This window comes from Enterobacter sp. FW301-JW81, from assembly GCF_058788735.1.
In genome coordinates, this window is record NZ_JBYTBA010000006.1 from 79016 (window position 1) to 96766 (window position 17751).

General features: G+C 57.1%; 15 protein-coding genes. 8 read left to right on the forward strand and 7 right to left on the reverse strand.

Annotated elements, in window-relative coordinates:
- Positions 1-9 precede the first annotated feature (9 nt).
- The 6 genes from AC3WOK_RS18295 to araD all read left to right on the forward strand — a co-directional run bounded on the left by AC3WOK_RS18295 (position 10) and on the right by araD (position 6085).
- On the forward strand, positions 10-936 hold the full coding sequence (locus AC3WOK_RS18295) for a DUF4862 family protein (protein ID WP_492354918.1): 927 nt from the start codon (positions 10-12) through the stop codon (positions 934-936).
- Positions 937-981: 45 nt separating this feature from the next.
- Entirely contained in the window at positions 982-2301 is a 1320-nt protein-coding gene (locus AC3WOK_RS18300; protein ID WP_047347614.1) for an MFS transporter, read from the forward strand.
- 76 nt (positions 2302-2377) lie between these two features.
- Entirely contained in the window at positions 2378-3883 is a 1506-nt protein-coding gene (locus tag AC3WOK_RS18305) for an FGGY-family carbohydrate kinase (protein WP_492354919.1), read from the forward strand.
- Positions 3880-4533, forward strand: a complete 654-nt coding sequence (gene ulaD / locus AC3WOK_RS18310; protein ID WP_492354920.1) for a 3-keto-L-gulonate-6-phosphate decarboxylase UlaD — start codon at positions 3880-3882, stop codon at positions 4531-4533. The genes AC3WOK_RS18305 and ulaD overlap by 4 nt, the downstream gene beginning before the upstream one ends.
- Before the next feature lie 2 nt (positions 4534-4535).
- The gene (locus AC3WOK_RS18315) at positions 4536-5396 is read left to right on the forward strand and encodes an L-ribulose-5-phosphate 3-epimerase (RefSeq protein WP_492354921.1); all 861 of its coding nucleotides are present in this window, start codon (positions 4536-4538) and stop codon (positions 5394-5396) included.
- Positions 5390-6085, forward strand: a complete 696-nt coding sequence (araD, locus tag AC3WOK_RS18320) for an L-ribulose-5-phosphate 4-epimerase (protein WP_492354922.1) — start codon at positions 5390-5392, stop codon at positions 6083-6085. Before AC3WOK_RS18315 ends, araD begins: the two co-directional genes overlap by 7 nt.
- Positions 6086-6141: 56 nt before the next feature.
- Here the strand turns inward: araD and AC3WOK_RS18325 are convergent, their stop codons facing one another.
- Positions 6142-6882 carry a MipA/OmpV family protein gene (locus tag AC3WOK_RS18325; RefSeq protein ID WP_492354923.1) on the reverse strand — a complete coding sequence of 247 codons (741 nt, stop codon included), beginning with the start codon at positions 6880-6882 and terminating at the stop codon, positions 6142-6144.
- A 117-nt stretch (positions 6883-6999) separates the two neighbouring features.
- Between AC3WOK_RS18325 and AC3WOK_RS18330 the strand changes: the two genes are divergently transcribed.
- Positions 7000-7965, forward strand: a complete 966-nt coding sequence (locus AC3WOK_RS18330; RefSeq protein ID WP_492354924.1) for a LysR family transcriptional regulator — start codon at positions 7000-7002, stop codon at positions 7963-7965.
- Here the strand turns inward: AC3WOK_RS18330 and aldB are convergent.
- The 6 genes from aldB to AC3WOK_RS18360 form a co-directional block, all read right to left on the reverse strand.
- Positions 7962-9500, reverse strand: coding sequence for an aldehyde dehydrogenase AldB (gene aldB / locus AC3WOK_RS18335; protein ID WP_039261144.1), 1539 nt, complete (start codon positions 9498-9500; stop codon positions 7962-7964). The genes AC3WOK_RS18330 and aldB overlap by 4 nt on opposite strands.
- Positions 9501-9586: 86 nt before the next feature.
- Complete coding sequence (selB, locus tag AC3WOK_RS18340) at positions 9587-11434, reverse strand: selenocysteine-specific translation elongation factor (RefSeq protein WP_492354925.1); 1848 nt, start codon at positions 11432-11434, stop codon at positions 9587-9589.
- Positions 11431-12816, reverse strand: coding sequence for an L-seryl-tRNA(Sec) selenium transferase (gene selA / locus AC3WOK_RS18345; protein WP_492354926.1), 1386 nt, complete (start codon positions 12814-12816; stop codon positions 11431-11433). Before selA ends, selB begins: the two co-directional genes overlap by 4 nt.
- 103 nt (positions 12817-12919) lie before the next feature.
- Positions 12920-13528, reverse strand: a complete 609-nt coding sequence (locus AC3WOK_RS18350) for a glutathione S-transferase (RefSeq protein ID WP_063429437.1) — start codon at positions 13526-13528, stop codon at positions 12920-12922.
- Between the two features lie 90 nt (positions 13529-13618).
- Complete coding sequence (locus AC3WOK_RS18355; protein ID WP_059311830.1) at positions 13619-14755, reverse strand: HlyD family secretion protein; 1137 nt, start codon at positions 14753-14755, stop codon at positions 13619-13621.
- Between the two features lie 2 nt (positions 14756-14757).
- Positions 14758-15114, reverse strand: a complete 357-nt coding sequence (locus AC3WOK_RS18360) for a DUF3302 domain-containing protein (protein ID WP_032644441.1) — start codon at positions 15112-15114, stop codon at positions 14758-14760.
- A gap of 633 nt (positions 15115-15747) precedes the next feature.
- Between AC3WOK_RS18360 and AC3WOK_RS18365 the strand changes: the two genes are divergently transcribed.
- Positions 15748-17655 (forward strand): PTS mannitol transporter subunit IICBA, encoded by a 1908-nt coding sequence (locus AC3WOK_RS18365; RefSeq protein ID WP_059311831.1) that lies wholly within the window; start codon positions 15748-15750, stop codon positions 17653-17655.
- Positions 17656-17751: the final 96 nt, after the last annotated feature.

Genomic DNA, 17751 nt, shown 5'->3' on the forward strand with positions numbered 1-17751 from the left:
GAACGCGAAATGACCAACACCGGTTTTATTATTGGTGCGTACCCCTGCGCACCCTCGTTTCACCAGAAAGGGGAACAAGAAGAACAAACCTTCTGGCGGGAACTTTCTGACACGCCACACATTCGCGGGCTGGAACAACCCTGCCTTGAACATCTCCATCCTTATGGGGATGAATGGCTGTTCCGCCATACGCCGGGTGAATGGCAAATCGTGGTAACCGCCGTGATGGAAACCATGCGCCGCCGCGGCACAAACGGTGCGTTTGGCCTGGCCTCCGCCGATGAAGAACAGCGTAAAGCCAGCGTCGAATTTTACCGCCATCTGCGCCAGAAGATTGCTGCCGTTAACGCCCGTTTTCCCGGGAAAGTCATTGCCCTGGAGATGCAGGCCGCGCCGCAGGCGGGCAATGCTTCAGTTGAGCAGGCTACCGAGGCGTTCGCCCGTTCCATCCGTGAAATCGCGGGCTGGGACTGGTCCTGCGATCTTGTGCTGGAACACTGCGACGCCATGACGGGATCCGCACCGCGTAAGGGATTTTTACCCCTGGCGCAGGTGCTGGAGGTGGTGAAAGGAACGGATATCAGCGTCTGTATCAACTGGGCGCGCTCGGCCATTGAAGGCCGTAATACGACCCTACCGCTTGAACATGTTCAGGCCGCGCTCGATGCCGGGAAACTGGGGGCCTTAATGTTTTCGGGTACAACCACCAGCGGCGAGTACGGAGAATGGCAGGATCTGCACGCGCCGTTTTCTTCGTTCTGCACTGACAGTTTGATGTCCACTGAACACGCAAAATTACTCTTTACTGCGGCGAGCGCCGCAACATTGAAATTCTCCGGTATTAAGTTACTGGAAATTAATGCTAATGCTGACGTCAGCCACCGCATCGCTATTTTGCGCGACGGCATTAGCGCCATGAAAAAAGCAACACAATAACAATAAAAAAACCTTATTCCGGTTACCTACACTGAGAGATTAAATATGAATACGTCTACTCAAGCCTTACATGCGGATATTCCGCGTCAGCGCTGGCTAAGAATCATTCCTCCCATTCTTATTGCCTGCATTATTTCATATATGGACCGCGTGAATATCGCGTTTGCGATGCCGGGTGGTATGGATGAGGAATTAGGTATTACCGCGACGATGGCAGGCCTGGCGGGTGGCATATTCTTTATCGGCTATCTGTTCCTGCAGGTTCCCGGCGGCAAGATTGCCGTGCACGGCAGCGGCAAGAAGTTTATCGGCTGGTCGCTGGTCGCCTGGGCGGTGATCTCGGTGCTGACCGGGCTTGTCACTAATCAGTATCAGCTTCTGGTGCTGCGTTTTTTGCTCGGCGTGGCGGAAGGCGGGATGCTGCCCGTTGTGCTCACGATGATCAGCAACTGGTTCCCGGACGCCGAGCGCGGCCGCGCCAACGCCATCGTGATCATGTTTGTGCCCATCGCCGGGATCATCACCGCCCCGCTGTCGGGCTGGATTATTACCGCACTCGACTGGCGCTGGCTGTTCATTATTGAAGGGCTGATGTCCGTTGTGGTGCTGGTGCTCTGGGCATTCACCGTTTATGACCGTCCGCAGGAAGCCCGCTGGATCTCAGACGCCGAGAAAAACTATCTGGTGCAAACGCTGGCGGCGGAACAGCAGGCCATCGCCGGAAAAGAGGTGAAAAATGCCTCGCTCAGCGCGGTGCTGTCTGACAAAACCATGTGGCAGCTGATCGCCCTGAACTTCTTCTATCAGACCGGGATTTACGGTTACACCCTTTGGCTGCCCACTATCCTGAAGGAACTGACGCATACCAGCATCGGCCAGGTGGGTATGCTCGCCATTCTGCCTTACATCGGCGCCATTGCGGGCATGTTCCTGTTCTCCACGCTCTCTGACCGCACCGGCAAGCGCAAGCTGTTTGTCTCCCTGCCGTTGATTGGCTTCGCGCTCTGCATGTTCCTCTCCGTGGCGCTGAAAGCCAACACCTGGCTGGCCTATGCCGCACTGGTGGGCTGCGGCTTCTTCCTGCAATCCGCCGCGGGCGTGTTCTGGACCATTCCGGCGCGTCTGTTCAGCGCCGAAATGGCGGGCGGTGCGCGCGGCGTGATCAACGCCCTGGGGAACCTCGGTGGGTTCTGTGGCCCTTATGCCGTAGGCGTGCTGATCACCCTGTACAGCAAAGATGCGGGCGTTTACTGCCTGGCGGTCTCTCTGGCGCTGGCGTCGCTGCTGGCCCTGCTATTGCCGGCAAAATGCGATGCCGGCGCAGAGCCTAATCCCACGGTGACCCCACACAAGCGTGCGGCCTGATGCCCTCACCTACCCCACTAAACCAAACCGTAGGCCGGGTAAGCGAAGCGCCACCCGGCGAATAAGCGAGAAGAAGATGAGTGAAAAAGAGCCCTACTGGCTGGGTATCGATTGTGGCGGTACTTATCTGAAAGCCGGTTTATACAACAGCCAGGGCAAAGAGGTCAGTATCGAACGCCGCTCCGTTGCCACGCTCAGCCCGCGAGCGGGCTACGCCGAGCGGGATATGCATCAGCTATGGCAGCACTGCCACGCGACCGTCGCCTTGCTGCTCAAAAATTCAGGAGTAAACGGAAAACAGATCAAAGGTGTCGGTATTTCAGCTCAGGGCAAAGGACTGTTTCTGCTTGATAAACAGGACCAACCGCTGGGCAACGCCATCCTCTCCTCTGACCGCCGGGCACTGGACATTGTGCAGCGCTGGCAGCAGGACGGTATCCCCGAAAAACTCTACCCGCATACGCGCCAGACGCTTTGGACCGGGCATCCGGCCTCGCTTCTGCGCTGGGTCAAAGAGAACGAGCCGCAGCGTTATCAGCACATTGGCTGCGTGATGATGGCGCACGACTATCTGCGCTGGTGTCTGACCGGCGTGAAGGGCTGCGAAGAGAGCAACATCTCCGAGTCCAATCTCTACAACATGAATACCGGCCAGTATGACCCGCAGCTTACGCGCTGGCTCGGTATCAACGAGATTGATGACGCTCTGTCGCCGATTGTCGGTTCAGCAGAAATCTGCGGGGAAATCACCGCTCAGGCAGCCGCGCTTACCGGTCTCGCGGCGGGTACGCCTGTCGTTGGCGGACTGTTTGATGTGGTTTCCACCGCGATCTGTGCCGGACTGCACGACGAACATACGCTGAACGCCGTGATGGGCACCTGGGCCGTCACCAGCGGGATTGCCAATGCACTTCGGGACAACGAACCGTTTCCGTATGTCTATGGACGTTACGTTCACCCGCAGCAGTACATCGTCCACGAAGCCAGCCCCACCTCTTCCGGCAACCTTGAATGGCTGACCGCGCAGTGGGGCGACATGCCGTTCAGCGAAATCAACCGCGCCGTGGCCAGCCTGCCGAAAGCCGAAAGCGATCTGCTCTTCCTGCCGTTCCTCTACGGCAGCAACGCCGGGCTGGAGATGACCAGCGGTTTCTACGGCATGCAGGCGCTGCATACCCGCGCGCACCTGCTGCAGGCGGTTTATGAGGGCGTGGTATTTAGCCACATGACCCACCTCAACCGCATGCTTGAACGTTTTACCCACGTTCATACCCTGCGCGTGACGGGTGGCCCAACCCATTCTGACGTGTGGATGCAAATGCTCGCAGACGTCAGCGGGCTGGCCATTGAACTGCCGCAGGTGGAAGAGACGGGCTGTTCCGGCGCCGCGCTGGCCGCGATGGTTGGCACCGGCGCTTTCACCGACTTCCACGCGGCGCAGCGCGCGCTTAAGCATGACATCCGGGTCATCGAGCCCGATATGCGCGCCCATGCGGCCTATCAGCGCAAATATCACCGCTACCAGTTACTGATTTCAGCATTGCAGGGCTACCACGCCCGTATTAAGGAGTACGACCTATGAGCAGACCATTACTGCAGCTGGCGCTCGACCACACCTCGCTTCAGGCCGCCCAGCGCGATGTCGCGACGCTTTCAGAACACGTCGATATCGTCGAAGCGGGCACCATTTTGTGCCTGACCGAAGGGCTGAACGCCGTGCGCGCCCTGCGCGAGCAGTGCCCGGATAAGATCGTCGTGGCGGACTGGAAAGTCGCCGATGCCGGAGAAACGCTGGCTGAACAGGCATTTGGCGCAGGCGCGAACTGGTTGACCATCATCTGCGCCGCGCCGCTGGCCACCGTGGAACGAGGCCACGAGGTGGCGCTGCGCTGCGGAGGTGAAATCCAGATGGAGCTCTTTGGCAACTGGACGCTGGACGACGCGCGCGACTGGCACCGCATCGGCGTGAAGCAGGCCATTTATCACCGCGGACGCGACGCGCAGGCCAGCGGGCAGCAGTGGGGTGAAGCGGATCTCGCGAAAATGAAAGCGCTCTCCGACATCGGTTTGCAGCTCTCGGTGACCGGTGGCATCACTCCCGCCGACCTGCCGCTGTTTAAGCAGATCAACGTTAAAGCCTTTATTGCCGGGCGCGCGCTGGCAGGTGCCGCCAATCCACCGCAGGTGGCACAGGCATTCCACGCGCAAATCTGCGACATCTGGGGAGCGTAATCATGCGTCAACATCCGTTAGGTATTTACGAAAAAGCGCTGCCGAAAGATCTCTCCTGGCCGGAACGTCTGGTGCTGGCGAAAAGCTGCGGGTTCGATTTTGTTGAGATGTCAGTCGACGAGACCGACGAGCGTTTGTCACGCCTCGAGTGGAGCACCACGCAGCGCGCTTCGCTGGTTGAAGCGATGCTGGAGACCGGTGTGGCAATCCCCTCCATGTGTTTATCTGCCCACCGTCGCTTCCCGTTTGGCAGCCGGGATGAAACCGCCCGCGAGCGCGCCCGCGAGATCATGACGAAGGCCATTAAGCTGGCACGTGACTTGGGCATTCGCACCATTCAGCTTGCGGGTTATGACGTGTACTACGAAGAGCACGACGAGGGCACGCAGCAGCGCTTTGCCGAAGGGCTGGCGTGGGCCGTCGAGCAAGCCGCTGCCGCGCAGGTGATGCTGGCGGTGGAGATCATGGATACCGCGTTTATGAACTCCATCAGCAAATGGAAAAAGTGGGACGACATGCTCGCCTCGCCGTGGTTCAGCGTTTACCCGGACGTCGGCAACCTGAGCGCGTGGGGCAACGACGTCACCGCCGAGCTGACGCTGGGCATTGACCGCATCGCCGCGATCCACCTGAAAGATACCCAGCCCGTGACCGAGCAAAGCCCCGGCCAGTTCCGCGACGTGCCGTTTGGCGAGGGCTGCGTCGATTTTGTTGGCGTGTTTAACACGCTCAATCAGCTGAACTATCGCGGCGCGTTTCTGATTGAAATGTGGACTGAAAAAGCAAAAGAGCCGGTGCTGGAGATTATCCAGGCGCGCCGATGGATTGAAGCCCGTATGCAGGAAGGAGGCATGACGTGTTAGAAGAACTCAAAGACGAGGTGCTGGCGGCAAACCTGGCGCTGCCTGCCCACCAGCTGGTGACGTTTACCTGGGGCAACGTCAGCGCGGTCGACCGGGAAAGCGGCATGATGGTCATCAAGCCCTCCGGCGTGGAATACGAGGTGATGACGGCAAAGGATATGGTGGTGGTGAATATCGCAACCGGCGAGGTGGTCGAAGGCAGCAAGAAACCCTCATCAGACACGCCGACCCACCTTGCGCTGTACCGCCGTTACCCGGAGATTGGCGGCATCGTGCATACCCATTCGCGACATGCCACTATCTGGTCCCAGGCAGGACAGGATTTACCCGCCTGGGGCACAACTCACGCGGATTATTTCTACGGGGCGATCCCCTGCACGCGCCTGATGACCGCGGCAGAGATTGCCGGAGAATATGAATATCAGACGGGTGAAGTGATCATCAAAACCTTCGAGGAGCGCGATCTCAGCCCGATGCAGGTCCCGGCGGTGCTGGTCCACTCCCACGGCCCGTTCGCCTGGGGTAAAGACGCTGCCGATGCGGTCCACAATGCCGTCGTGCTGGAAGAGTGCGCCTATATGGGCCTGTTCTCTCGCCAGCTCGCGCCACAGCTTCCGGTTATGCAGCAGGAGCTGCTCGACAAGCATTATCTGCGCAAGCACGGGGCAAATGCCTACTACGGCCAGTGATGCACTTTACAGATCGTAGGCCGGGTAAGGCGAAGCCGCCACCCGGCTTTATTACATCAGAAGCGCCAGGTCAGGCCGGTCATCAGCGCGAAGCTGTCGTCGCGGTCGATCATCGGGCTGTTCTTCACGTCGTCAGGTAATACGGTATAGACCGCGCTGGCGTTGAGATACAGCTTCTGGGTTAACTGATATTTGGCGGCCAGGCCAACGTATGGCGTCCAGCTGTCGCCGGCGGTGTATTCATCCATACCCGAGCGGCGAGACTCGCTGCCGGATACGCCGTAGTAGTAGTCGTTATAGCTTTCGTCGCTGTAGAAAATCCCGACCGATGGCGTCAGGGTCAGGCGTTCCATCCTGATTGGACGGAAGTACGATACTTCGCCCATCACGCCACCGCTTTCATCCATCGCATCGCCAGAGACGGCCACTTTCAGAGAGCCCCAGCTTTCGTGGCGGTAGTAGGCGCCGCCGATGAAGGCAGACGCTTTGCGCTCGTCCAGCTGCTTCATCTGATGGTCGTCGTTATCATCAGGATCAAAATGCAGCGGCATCCACGATGCGGTCAGGCTGAACTCATTTTTTGCGTCTTTCCACAGGATCCATCCGCCCGTGGTCTGGCGAACATAGAATCTGTCGCCTTCGTAGCTAATTAACGGTACTGCACTGGTATTTTCATTATATCCTTTGTAAGGAGACTCATTAAATACTGCCCCCGCTCCAAGTGAAAAGTCACCGGCCATTGCAGAGGATGTTGCAAATAACGTGGCAGCGATGAGTAAATTGTATTTAATAGTCATTACATGTAATCCATTTAAATGCCAAACAAGCGAGGCGAATAATAATGGTTACAAATTTGCCAATGCAACGCTGCGGTTTATATAATATTATATATAAAATCATATAGATGGGTGCGCATGATGAATAAATTACAGCTAAAGCCACGCGAATTAAAAATTATTTCCGTCATCGCCGCAACCCACAGCATTGGTGATGCTGCCGCCCTGCTGGGCATGGCGCAGGCCAACGTCAGTAAATATCTGTCTGATTTTGAAACGCGGGTTGGGCTCAAGGTGTTCGAGCGTACCACTCGCCAGCTGGCCCTTACCCAGTTTGGCGAAGCGTTACTCCCTTACGTGAATGCCACGCTGGATAAGAACAGTCAACTTGTTAATTTTATTGCGGATTATAAGCATGAAAAGCGTGGAAAAGTCACGATCTACGCCCCAACAGGTATCGTGACCTATCTTGCCCGACACGTGATCCATCAGATTGAGGACATTGGCGACATTCGCATCTCCCTGAAAACCTACAACCTGGACCGTAATGAATTTTCAGAAGGTGTTTCCTTTCCGGACGACTGCGATATTTTAATTACCTATGCACAGCCGAAAGATGAAAGCCTGGTTGCCAGCGTGTTGACAAAATATTCCGTCACGGCATTTGCAACCGTTGAATATTTAAATAAACATCCCTTAACAGGACCTGAAGATTTAATTAACCACTCCTGTATCCTCATTGATTCCATGCTGGTCGATGAGGCAAACATCTGGCGCTTCCGCGTGCACGGCAGTGATAACGTTTATGATTACCGGGTAACCGGGAATTATATTTGCGACAATACGCAGACCGCCCTTGAGCTGGCAAGAAATCATCTTGGAATTGTATTTGCGCCCAAAGAGAGTCTGAAAAAAGAATTAACAAAAGGCATGTTGGTCCCCTGCTTCCCGCATCAGGAGGAGTGGTGGCTCGATCTGACCGCCATCTTCCGCAAACGGGAATATCAGCCCTGGCGCGTGCAATACGTCCTGGATGGCGTACTGAACTGCCTGCGCCAGCAAATTGCTCAGGCCGCCCATGGACGGCCTGAGCTGGGCGATTAGAACAGCCCCAGCGGTTTATCAGAGTAGCTGACCAGCAGACATTTCGTCTGCTGGTAATGCTCCAGCATCATCTTGTGGGTTTCACGCCCGATGCCCGACTGCTTATAACCCCCAAATGCCGCGTGCGCCGGATAGGCGTGGTAGCAGTTGGTCCAGACGCGTCCGGCCTGTATGCCCCTTCCCATTTTATAGGCCAGATTACCGTTGCGGCTCCAGACGCCCGCCCCCAGGCCATACGGCGTGTCGTTGGCAATTTCCAGCGCCTCCTCCATCGTTTTGAAGGTGGTCACGGCCAGCACCGGTCCGAAAATTTCCTCCTGGAAAACGCGCATGTTGTTCTGACCGAACAGGATCGTCGGCTCAAGGTAGTACCCTTCCTGCAGATCCCCTCCCAGCACTTTACGGCGACCGCCGGTCAGAATATCCGCGCCCTCTTTCTTGCCGATGTCGATGTAGTTGAGGATAGTCTCCAGCTGTCCGTGCGAGACCTGCGCCCCCATCTGCGTGACGTTATCGAGCGGGTTACCGCTGCGGATAGATTCGACCCGGCGAATGGCGCGCTCCATAAAGCGCTCATAGATGGACTCCTGCACCAGCGCGCGGCTTGGGCAGGTACAGACTTCGCCCTGGTTAAACGCAAACAGCGCAAACCCTTCCAGCGCTTTATCGAAGAAGGCATCCTCTTCCTCCATCACGTCCGCGAAGAAGATATTCGGGGATTTCCCCCCCAGCTCCAGGGTCACCGGAATAATGTTCTGCGTGGCGTACTGCATGATCTGCTGACCCACTTCCGTCGAGCCGGTAAACGCCACTTTGGCGATACGTTTTGAGGTGGCCAGATATTCGCCTATCTCACCGCCCGCGCCGTTGACCACGTTAATCACGCCCGGGGGCAGCAGATCGCCGACGATTTCCATCAGCAGCAGAACCGAGAGCGGGGTCAGACGAGCCGGCTTCAGCACAATACAGTTTCCGGCCGCCAGCGCCGGCGCCATTTTCCAGCTCGCCATCAGCAGCGGGAAGTTCCACGGAATAATTTGCCCGACGACGCCCAGCGGTTCATGGAAGTGATACGCCACGGTGTCGCTGTCTACCTCGCTGATCCCGCCCTCCTGAGCGCGAATGCAGGAGGCGAAATAGCGGAAATGGTCAATGGCCAGCGGCACGTCTGCCGCCATCGTTTCCCGGATCGGCTTGCCGTTATCCCAGGTTTCTGCCGTTGCCAGCAGCTCCAGATTTTGCTCCATCCGGTCGGCAATTTTGAACAAAATGGCCGCGCGGTCCTGAACGGAGGTATGGGCCCATTTATCTTTCGCTTTGTGCGCCGCATCCAGCGCGAGGTCGATATCACGCTTGCCGGAGCTGGCTATTTCACACAGCGGCTGGCCGGTAACGGGGGTCAGGTTGGAATAGTATTCGCCGTCGACGGGCGCGACCCAGTCGCCGCCAATAAAGTTGTCATAACGGGGCTTCAGCTTGAGGGGAAAACCATACTCGCCGGGCTGGATACGCGATGAGGGAGGATTGTTTGTCATGACCGTCTCCTTGCTGTTGGTGTACAACAAGGGTAGTTCCGGCTGGCGATTTTCTCGCCAGCCGGTAACGGTGTTTACGACGGGGGTCACGGAGTTTCAGGAAATAACAGCGAATCTCGCAGGACATGATCGTTACCGCGACGGCGGGTAAAGCCGATGCGGTTGAAATACTCCAGGATCTGAATTGCCAGCTTACGGCCCACGTTCAGCCGGTCGCGGAAATCGGCGGCGCAGGTAGAGCCCCGCTCCTGATCCAGCTCGCGGATCAGGTTCGCAAACGCAACAATCCGATCGTTACGGTAATAACGATCTTTCACGATCGCGACTATCAGCCCTTGCTGCGCCGCATGGCGCAGAACCTGACGCATTACCTGCTCGTCGGCGTTCGTTTCGCGAGCCAGATCGCGAACCCACCACGGCTCATCGCCAAACAGCGGGGCCACTTTTTGCCACACTGCCTCTTGCTCCGCGGTGAACCCGGCCTTGTGATCAGGCAGATGCAGCCAGCCGTGGTGGCTTTTGATCGCCCCGCTTTCGCGCATGTTCTCAATCAGCAGCAGCACCAGCGCATCGTCTTCCATCGGCAGCGCCATGCGTCGCAGACGTTCACGACCTGGGCCAGGCTCATCCTGATGCTGTTCATGGTAGGTTGCCAGCGTGTTCAGTATCTTACGCTGCCAGTTTGCCGCAACCGGGGCATTGAGCAGGCTGTTGCCGGCCTGAATAAAGCCCGGCTGCTGGGTCAGCTGGCGTAAGCCTTCTTCGCTCAGCTGGCGCGCCCATGCAAAATCCTTAAGACTCACCGCACCGCGCTCAAGATGCACCCGCAGCGCGGCGCTATCTTCTCTGGCATGCGCCAGCTCCGCCAGCCACTGCAGATATTCAGGTTTACGCTTGCCGCGCCGCGGTGGGTTAAGCACCACCACCCGCGCCCCGGCCAGCGTTTCGCGCGCTGAAATATCACGCAGTACCAGACGATCGTTGTCTGCCAGCCAGAGCGGCGAATCGAAAACCAGTTCGGCAAGGTCGTTCTCCAGCAGCGACACCCGCCCGGTGATATGGCTGGCCGCGTGGTGGATATGCAGCGGCTGCCACTGGGTCAGCGGCGCGTGCGTCTGCAGGGAGACAATGACGCGTTCAGACGGTTCGGGTGGCGCATCGGCCAGCAGCCAGTCGCCGCGGCTAAGCTGCTCTTTTTCCGCATCCCCGGCAATGTTAAGGGCGATTCGCTGCCCGGCGTGGGCCTGCTCCGCGGGCTGGTTTTGCGCATGCAGGCCGCGCACGCGCATCGGTTTGTTAACGCCCGTCAGCCATAAGCTATCGCCGACCTTCACTTCGCCGCTGAGCGCCGTACCGGTGACCACCAGGCCCGAACCTTTCACGGTAAAGGCCCGGTCAATGGCCAGACGGAAACGGTGATGGCTGGCGTGGTCACGTGATGAAAGCTGCTGTAAATGGTGGCGAAGTTCGTCGATTCCTCGCCCTTCTGTCGCCACGGTGACAAAAAGCGTAGCATCGGCAAAGCCATATTCCCGCAAGGTTGCCTGTACCGTTTCGCGCACCTCGCTGACGCGCGCGTCATCCACGCGATCGGCTTTGGTTAGCGCCACGGTCAGCTGCGGGTTGCCGGTCAGCTGCAGGATCGCAAGATGCTCGCGGGTTTGCGCCATGACGCCATCATCACAGGCCACCACCAGCAGGGCATGATCGATTCCGCCCACACCCGCCAGCATGTTGGACAGAAACTTTTCATGCCCCGGTACATCAATAAAACCCAGAACGCGGCCATCGGGCTGGGGCCAGTAGGCATAGCCCAGATCGATGGTCATGCCGCGCTTTTTTTCTTCCGGCAGGCGGTCGGCGTTTACGCCGGTAATCGCCTGTAGCAACGTGGTTTTTCCGTGGTCGACGTGACCGGCGGTGGCAATAATCATTTCAACAACATCTCCAGAAATCGCTCTTCATCTTCAAGGCAGCGCAGATCCAGCCACATTCGGCCGTCGTAAATCCGCCCGATAACCGGCGTCGGCAGACCACGCCAGCGTGACGACAGGGCATCAAGGCGGCTGCCGCGCCCGTCGCGCGGGGTGAACGTAAGCGCCTCGCTCGGCAGCCTGTCCACCGGCAGCGAACCGCTGCCAATCTGCGACTGGCAAGGTTCAATGCGCACGTCAAAATCGGGGTAATGCGGGGCTACGTGCGGCAGCAGTAACTCGGCCTGGGCGCGAATCGAGGCGGCATCGCGGGTTAACAGGCGCAGCGTGGGCAGGCTCTCGGCCAGCTTCTCCGGATGCAGATAGATACGCAGCGTCGCGTCCAGCGCGGCAAGGGTCATTTTATCGGCACGCAGGGCGCGCTTGAGCGGGTGCTGCTGCAGCTTCGCAATCAGCTCGCGCTTGCCTACGATAATCCCGGCCTGCGGCCCGCCCAGCAGTTTGTCGCCGGAAAAGCTCACCAGGCTGACGCCCGCCGCAATCATCTCTTGCGGCATCGGCTCTTTTGGCAGCCCGTAAAGGCTCAAATCGACCAGCGAACCGCTGCCGAGATCGGCAATCACAGGTACATTCAGCTCGCGCCCAATCGCCGCCAGCTCGGCCTCTTCAACCGTTTTGGTGAAGCCTTCAATATGGTAATTGCTGGTGTGGACCTTCATCAGCAGGGCGGTATTTTCATTCACCGCCGCGCGATAATCTTTCGCATGCGTACGGTTAGTGGTGCCCACTTCATGCAGCGTGCAGCCCGCCTGGCGCATCACGTCCGGGATGCGAAACGCCCCGCCAATCTCCACCAGCTCGCCGCGGGAAACCACCACCTCTTTGCCGCTGGCGGTAGCCGCCAGCATCAGCAGCACTGCCGCAGCGTTGTTATTTACAATGCAGGCATCTTCCGCGCCGGTCAGCTGGCACAGCAGCTCCGCCAGCGCGCGATCGCGGTGCCCGCGCCCGGCACCGTCCAGATCGTACTCCAGCGTCACAGGCGAGCGCATGGCCTGCCCGACCGCCGCGATAGCCTCTTCCGCCTGCTGCGCGCGGCCCAGGTTGGTATGCAGGACGGTTCCCGTCAGGTTAATCACCTGGCGTAACGCGCTTTGCGCTTTCTCGTGCAGCCGATGTTCAACTTCCTGCTCCCACGCTGCGCACCAGTCGGGCAAGGCGTTTTCTGACTGAATCGCGCATCGGGCTTCGTCCTGAAGCAGACGTAGCATCTCAACCGTCGCGGTATGACCGAAACGCTCAACGGCAGCATGAATGCGGGGCTCGCGAAGGAGACGGTCGGTAGCGGGGATCTGGCTGTACAGCGAATGATGAGTAGTCATGAAAGCGCCTGGCGAGTAAATATCTTCCCCCCTCCCGACGGGAGAGGGAGTTAACATGTAGAGAGATTGTACCGCCTCCCGCAGCGAAGTGTTATAACCCGCATCAAGCCTTTGGCGGTTCTGTACGGGCAAAGCTCTCGCGGCTAAATAGCGTGTCGGCAAGTTTTACCAGCAGCGGACGATCAACGCACCAGCCGGGGGAAACGCGGCGGAAGTTGAGATAGCCAATGGCGCAGGCGATGGCGATCGTCGCCAGGTTCAGGTCGTCGGTTTGGATCTTTCCGTCCCGGATAAGCTGTTCGCACCGGTCCAGGCTTCGGCTGATTTTTTCCCGCTGGCGCAGCAGTTCGTTTTCTGACTGCTGGGCGGCGGGCCTTGCCTGTTCGCGCACCGAGGTGAGAGCCGCATCCATAATGCCATCGGCCAGGGCTTCAATTTGCTTCACCGCCAGCGCCGCTTTGGGGTCAGCCGGAAGCATTGCCGGGGTAACGCCCAGCAGCTCGATATACTCCGCAATAATCGGGGAATCGAACCAATATTCACCCTCGTCCGTCACCAGCGCCGGGACTTTCCCCAGCGGGTTGTACTGCGCGACGCCGTTTTCGGCGTTGTAAGGCTGTTCATTGATGAATTCAAATTCAATCCCTTTCTCCAGCAGGAGAATTGAGATCTTTCGCACGAAGGGACTGGTATAGCTACCGATAAGTTTCATTGCCTGATCCTTGATGCCGGAAAAAAGTCAGTATGGATCAAGCGATGAAAAAAGGGCAGGTATGCGCGTCGCATTCCTGCCCTGGAGGGATTAGTGATCGAGATAGAGGTAGTGCATCCAGCTGGTCATACGCAGCAACACTTTACGCATGACCGACACGTGGGCGAAATGGTCCGAATAGACGGCCACCTGGGCGTAAATACCGTCTGGCAGCGCATCGACGTCGGCGTTAGGCTCCAGCTCAATTAGCGCCTGTACGCCATCCGTACCCGGCACGACCGTCAGTGCCTGCAGCGCGCCCTGTGCCTGATACGACCCGCCTGGCACCACCGGCAGAACGCTGGTGAGCTTGCCGGTGAACACCTGGCCCGGCAGCGCGTTGAACACCACTTCCGCTTCATCGCCCGGCTTCAGGCGCAGCAGCGAGTTCTGACGGAACTGAGCCACGATCTGGCGCTTCTGCTCAGGAATAAAGACCATCACCGGACGCAGGGGCAGCGCGGCGGCATAGGTCCCCGGACGAATCAGCACCTGGGTGATATAGCCATTGCTGGGCGCACGCACCACGGTCTGATCCAGGTTGTATTTGGCTTCAGCAAGCTGGGCACGCAGGGAGGCAATCTGCGACTGTTCGCCGTTCACCATGCTGTCTAACTGGCTTTGAATCTGCACCTGTTCAGCAACGGAGCCTTTCACCAGCGCATCCTGTGCCAGGTAATTCTGCCGCGCGTTGTCGATATCGCTTTCAGAGAACGGATTCACCTTCGCCTGGCTGCCTTTCAGGTAGCGCTGATAATCTTTGTACAGGCGATCGCGCTCGGCGGAGACGCGCGTGGTATTGGCGACGGCTTCCGCCAGCTGCGCTTTCAGATTATCGATGTTGTGCGTCGCGGTCACCAGGTCGGCCTGGAGTCTGTCAACGCGCGCCTGGTAGCGGCCTGGATCCAATTTAAATAACACTTCGCCTTTTTTAATGAGCTGGTTATTTTTATCGGTCACTTCACTGACCACGCCAGTCACCTGCGGCGTAATTGGAATAGAAATAACCGCTTTTTGCGCCGTAAAGGTATACGGGTGGTTATAGTTCATGAGCAGAATAAGTCCGGCAACAATAAACACGCCGCCTAAAGTCGCGGTGGCAAGCGTCCACTGGTTTACCGGAATACGGAATATTTTAAAAATCACCCAGGCAAATGCCACATAGGTCAAAATAATCAACAGATCCATGATTAGCGCTCCAGCGTGTTCTTATCAGCAGCAGGCTGTGCTGCCGCCAGCTTTTGTTCGAGTTCCGCCACGCGTTTGGCGAGCGCATCCATGCCCGGAACCTCGTCAGGCTTTGTGATGTGGTTCTGCATGCCCCAGCCGCGGTCTTCACGGTACAGCGTGGCCCAAATCCACAGGAACGGCCAGATGGCATGGAGCGTAAACAGGCTAATCCACCCTGCCGTATGAATCGCATCGGCATGCGGGTGGTTACGCTTTTTGGCCATATTGTAAGGGATGTCATGAATGGCGATGATTCCGTAAAAAAGAACCAGAAATACAAAAATCAATACGCCCAGCGCGAAATAGTTGAGAAACATATTCTCCTCACTTAAACAACGTCAACTCATTAAATTAATAAAACGGTACGCAACCTAATTAATTTTTATAAACACAGGGTGGTGCTTATTATTTCCAGAGCCGGGGAGTATGGATTTTTATAATATCTCCATGCAAGTTTATAAGCGTGTCAAAATATATCCTGAATAATAATAGACTTAACCTTACAATATGAGCGTAATCCACCTTTTAGCTTTTCGCCATACCACACATCAAAAGTGGTTTTTTAGCTTTTCGTGTCGCGCTTTGCCATCCTGATGCCGATCGCAGCCAGAGAAATCTGCATAAAAATATTTTGTGAAATCAGTCACAATCCAGAAACAAACACACGAAAGCAAAATGTGATACAAATCACAGAAAGAGGTGTTTTTTGCGTCATTTTTCGCCATCGTCTTTTTTTTGCTCACCATTTTTGTGATTCAGATCACCTCATTGAATACCTCACCCCCTATCTTTGCGTGATGTGTATCACACAAATTTTCGTTATCTGGACAGTTGAACGATTCAGTGCCAGATTTCACAGCATCAGAACAGGGTCCGGCTACCTCTGCCGCCGCACATTAACGATAAACCTCGGGCCGCAAGCCTAAGCAAAACAGAAGAAGGGGTGTTTTATGTCATCCGATTTCAAGATCAAAGTTCAAAGCTTTGGTCGTTTCCTCAGCAACATGGTGATGCCAAATATCGGCGCGTTTATCGCGTGGGGTATCATCACCGCATTGTTCATTCCGACAGGGTGGTTGCCTAACGAAACGCTGGCGAAACTCGTTGGCCCAATGATTACCTATCTCCTGCCGCTGCTCATCGGTTTTACCGGTGGTCGTCTGGTGGGCGGTGACCGTGGTGGCGTTGTGGGTGCCATCACCACGATGGGGGTTATCGTCGGTGCGGATATGCCGATGTTCCTCGGTGCGATGATTGCCGGTCCTTTGGGCGGCTGGGCGATCAAGAAATTCGACGTCTGGGTTGACGGTAAGATCAAATCCGGCTTCGAAATGCTGGTGAACAACTTCTCTGCGGGCATCATCGGGATGATCCTCGCGATTCTGGCGTTCCTCGGTATTGGCCCTGCGGTTGAAGTGCTGTCCAAAATTCTGGCGGCAGGCGTTAACTTTATGGTGGCGCACGACATGCTGCCGCTGGCGTCTATCTTCGTTGAACCGGCGAAAATCCTGTTCCTGAACAACGCCATTAACCACGGCATCTTCTCGCCGCTGGGTATTCAGCAGTCTCACGATCTCGGCAAGTCCATCTTCTTCCTGATTGAAGCGAACCCGGGTCCGGGTATGGGCGTTCTGCTGGCGTACATGTTCTTTGGCCGCGGCAGCGCGAAGCAGTCTGCTGGCGGCGCGGCTATCATCCACTTCCTGGGCGGTATCCACGAAATTTACTTCCCGTACGTGCTGATGAACCCGCGTCTGATCCTGGCCGTTATCCTCGGCGGTATGACCGGCGTGTTCACCCTGAGCGTGCTGGGCGGCGGTCTGGTTTCTCCTGCTTCTCCGGGTTCTATCCTGGCGGTGCTGGCGATGACGCCAAAAGGGGCTTACTTCGCGAACATTGCGGCCATCTGTGCGGCCATGGCCGTCTCCTTCGTGGTCTCTTCCATCCTGCTGAAAACCAGCAAAGTGAAAGAAGACGATGATATTGAAGCGGCGACCCGTCGTATGCACGACATGAAAGCTGAGTCCAAAGGCGCTACCCCACTGACGGCGGGCGACGTGTCTAACGACCTGAGCCACGTGCGTAAAATCATCGTTGCCTGTGATGCCGGTATGGGTTCCAGCGCAATGGGTGCAGGCGTGCTGCGTAAGAAAGTGCAGGATGCGGGCCTGACTAACATTTCCGTGACCAACAGCGCCATTAACAGCCTGCCGCCGGATGTTGACCTTGTCATCACGCACCGCGACCTGACCGAACGCGCCATGCGCCAGGTACCGCAGGCACAGCACATCTCGCTGACCAACTTCCTCGACAGCGGCCTGTACACCAGCCTGACCGAACGACTGGTTGCGGCGCAGCGTCATGAAGACAACGAAGTGAAAGTGCGCTCCAGCCTGCAGGACAGCTTTGACGAGAGCAACGCCCACCTGTTCAAACTGGGTGCGGAGAACATCTTCCTCGGCCGCACTGCGGCGACCAAAGAAGAAGCGATTCGCTTTGCCGGTGAGCAGCTGGTAAAAGGCGGCTACGTTCAGCCTGAATACGTCGACGCGATGCTGGAACGCGAAAAGCTGACGCCAACCTACCTGGGCGAATCCATCGCGGTGCCGCACGGTACGGTTGAAGCGAAAGATCGCGTCCTGAAGACCGGCGTCGTATTCTGTCAGTACCCGCAGGGCGTACGCTTCGGTGAAGAAGAAGACGACATCGCCCGTCTGGTGATTGGTATCGCCGCTCGTAACAACGAGCACATTCAGGTGATTACCAGCCTGACCAACGCGCTGGATGATGAGTCTGTCATTGAGCGTCTGGCCAATACCACCAGCGTGGAAGAAGTGCTGGCTCTGCTGAACAAATAAGTTCTCTTCCCTCTCCCCTCCGGGGAGAGGGCTAGGGTGAGGGGAAACGTTCCTCACCCCAGCCCTCTCGGGTAAAAACATTGATGAAGGTTAACA

What these genes read in the sequence shown, in the direction of transcription:
- AC3WOK_RS18295 (WP_492354918.1), top strand. Translation starts at nt 10, where the DNA reads ATGACCAACACCGGTTTTATTATTGGTGCGTACCCCTGCGCACCCTCG.
- AC3WOK_RS18300 (WP_047347614.1), top strand. Translation starts at nt 982, where the DNA reads ATGAATACGTCTACTCAAGCCTTACATGCGGATATTCCGCGTCAGCGC.
- AC3WOK_RS18305 (WP_492354919.1), top strand. Translation starts at nt 2,378, where the DNA reads ATGAGTGAAAAAGAGCCCTACTGGCTGGGTATCGATTGTGGCGGTACT.
- ulaD (WP_492354920.1), top strand. Translation starts at nt 3,880, where the DNA reads ATGAGCAGACCATTACTGCAGCTGGCGCTCGACCACACCTCGCTTCAG.
- AC3WOK_RS18315 (WP_492354921.1), top strand. Translation starts at nt 4,536, where the DNA reads ATGCGTCAACATCCGTTAGGTATTTACGAAAAAGCGCTGCCGAAAGAT.
- AC3WOK_RS18325 (WP_492354923.1), bottom strand. Translation starts at nt 6,882, where the DNA reads ATGACTATTAAATACAATTTACTCATCGCTGCCACGTTATTTGCAACA.
- AC3WOK_RS18330 (WP_492354924.1), top strand. Translation starts at nt 7,000, where the DNA reads ATGATGAATAAATTACAGCTAAAGCCACGCGAATTAAAAATTATTTCC.
- aldB (WP_039261144.1), bottom strand. Translation starts at nt 9,500, where the DNA reads ATGACAAACAATCCTCCCTCATCGCGTATCCAGCCCGGCGAGTATGGT.
- selB (WP_492354925.1), bottom strand. Translation starts at nt 11,434, where the DNA reads ATGATTATTGCCACCGCCGGTCACGTCGACCACGGAAAAACCACGTTG.
- selA (WP_492354926.1), bottom strand. Translation starts at nt 12,816, where the DNA reads ATGACTACTCATCATTCGCTGTACAGCCAGATCCCCGCTACCGACCGT.
- AC3WOK_RS18350 (WP_063429437.1), bottom strand. Translation starts at nt 13,528, where the DNA reads ATGAAACTTATCGGTAGCTATACCAGTCCCTTCGTGCGAAAGATCTCA.
- AC3WOK_RS18355 (WP_059311830.1), bottom strand. Translation starts at nt 14,755, where the DNA reads ATGGATCTGTTGATTATTTTGACCTATGTGGCATTTGCCTGGGTGATT.
- AC3WOK_RS18360 (WP_032644441.1), bottom strand. Translation starts at nt 15,114, where the DNA reads ATGTTTCTCAACTATTTCGCGCTGGGCGTATTGATTTTTGTATTTCTG.
- AC3WOK_RS18365 (WP_059311831.1), top strand. Translation starts at nt 15,748, where the DNA reads ATGTCATCCGATTTCAAGATCAAAGTTCAAAGCTTTGGTCGTTTCCTC.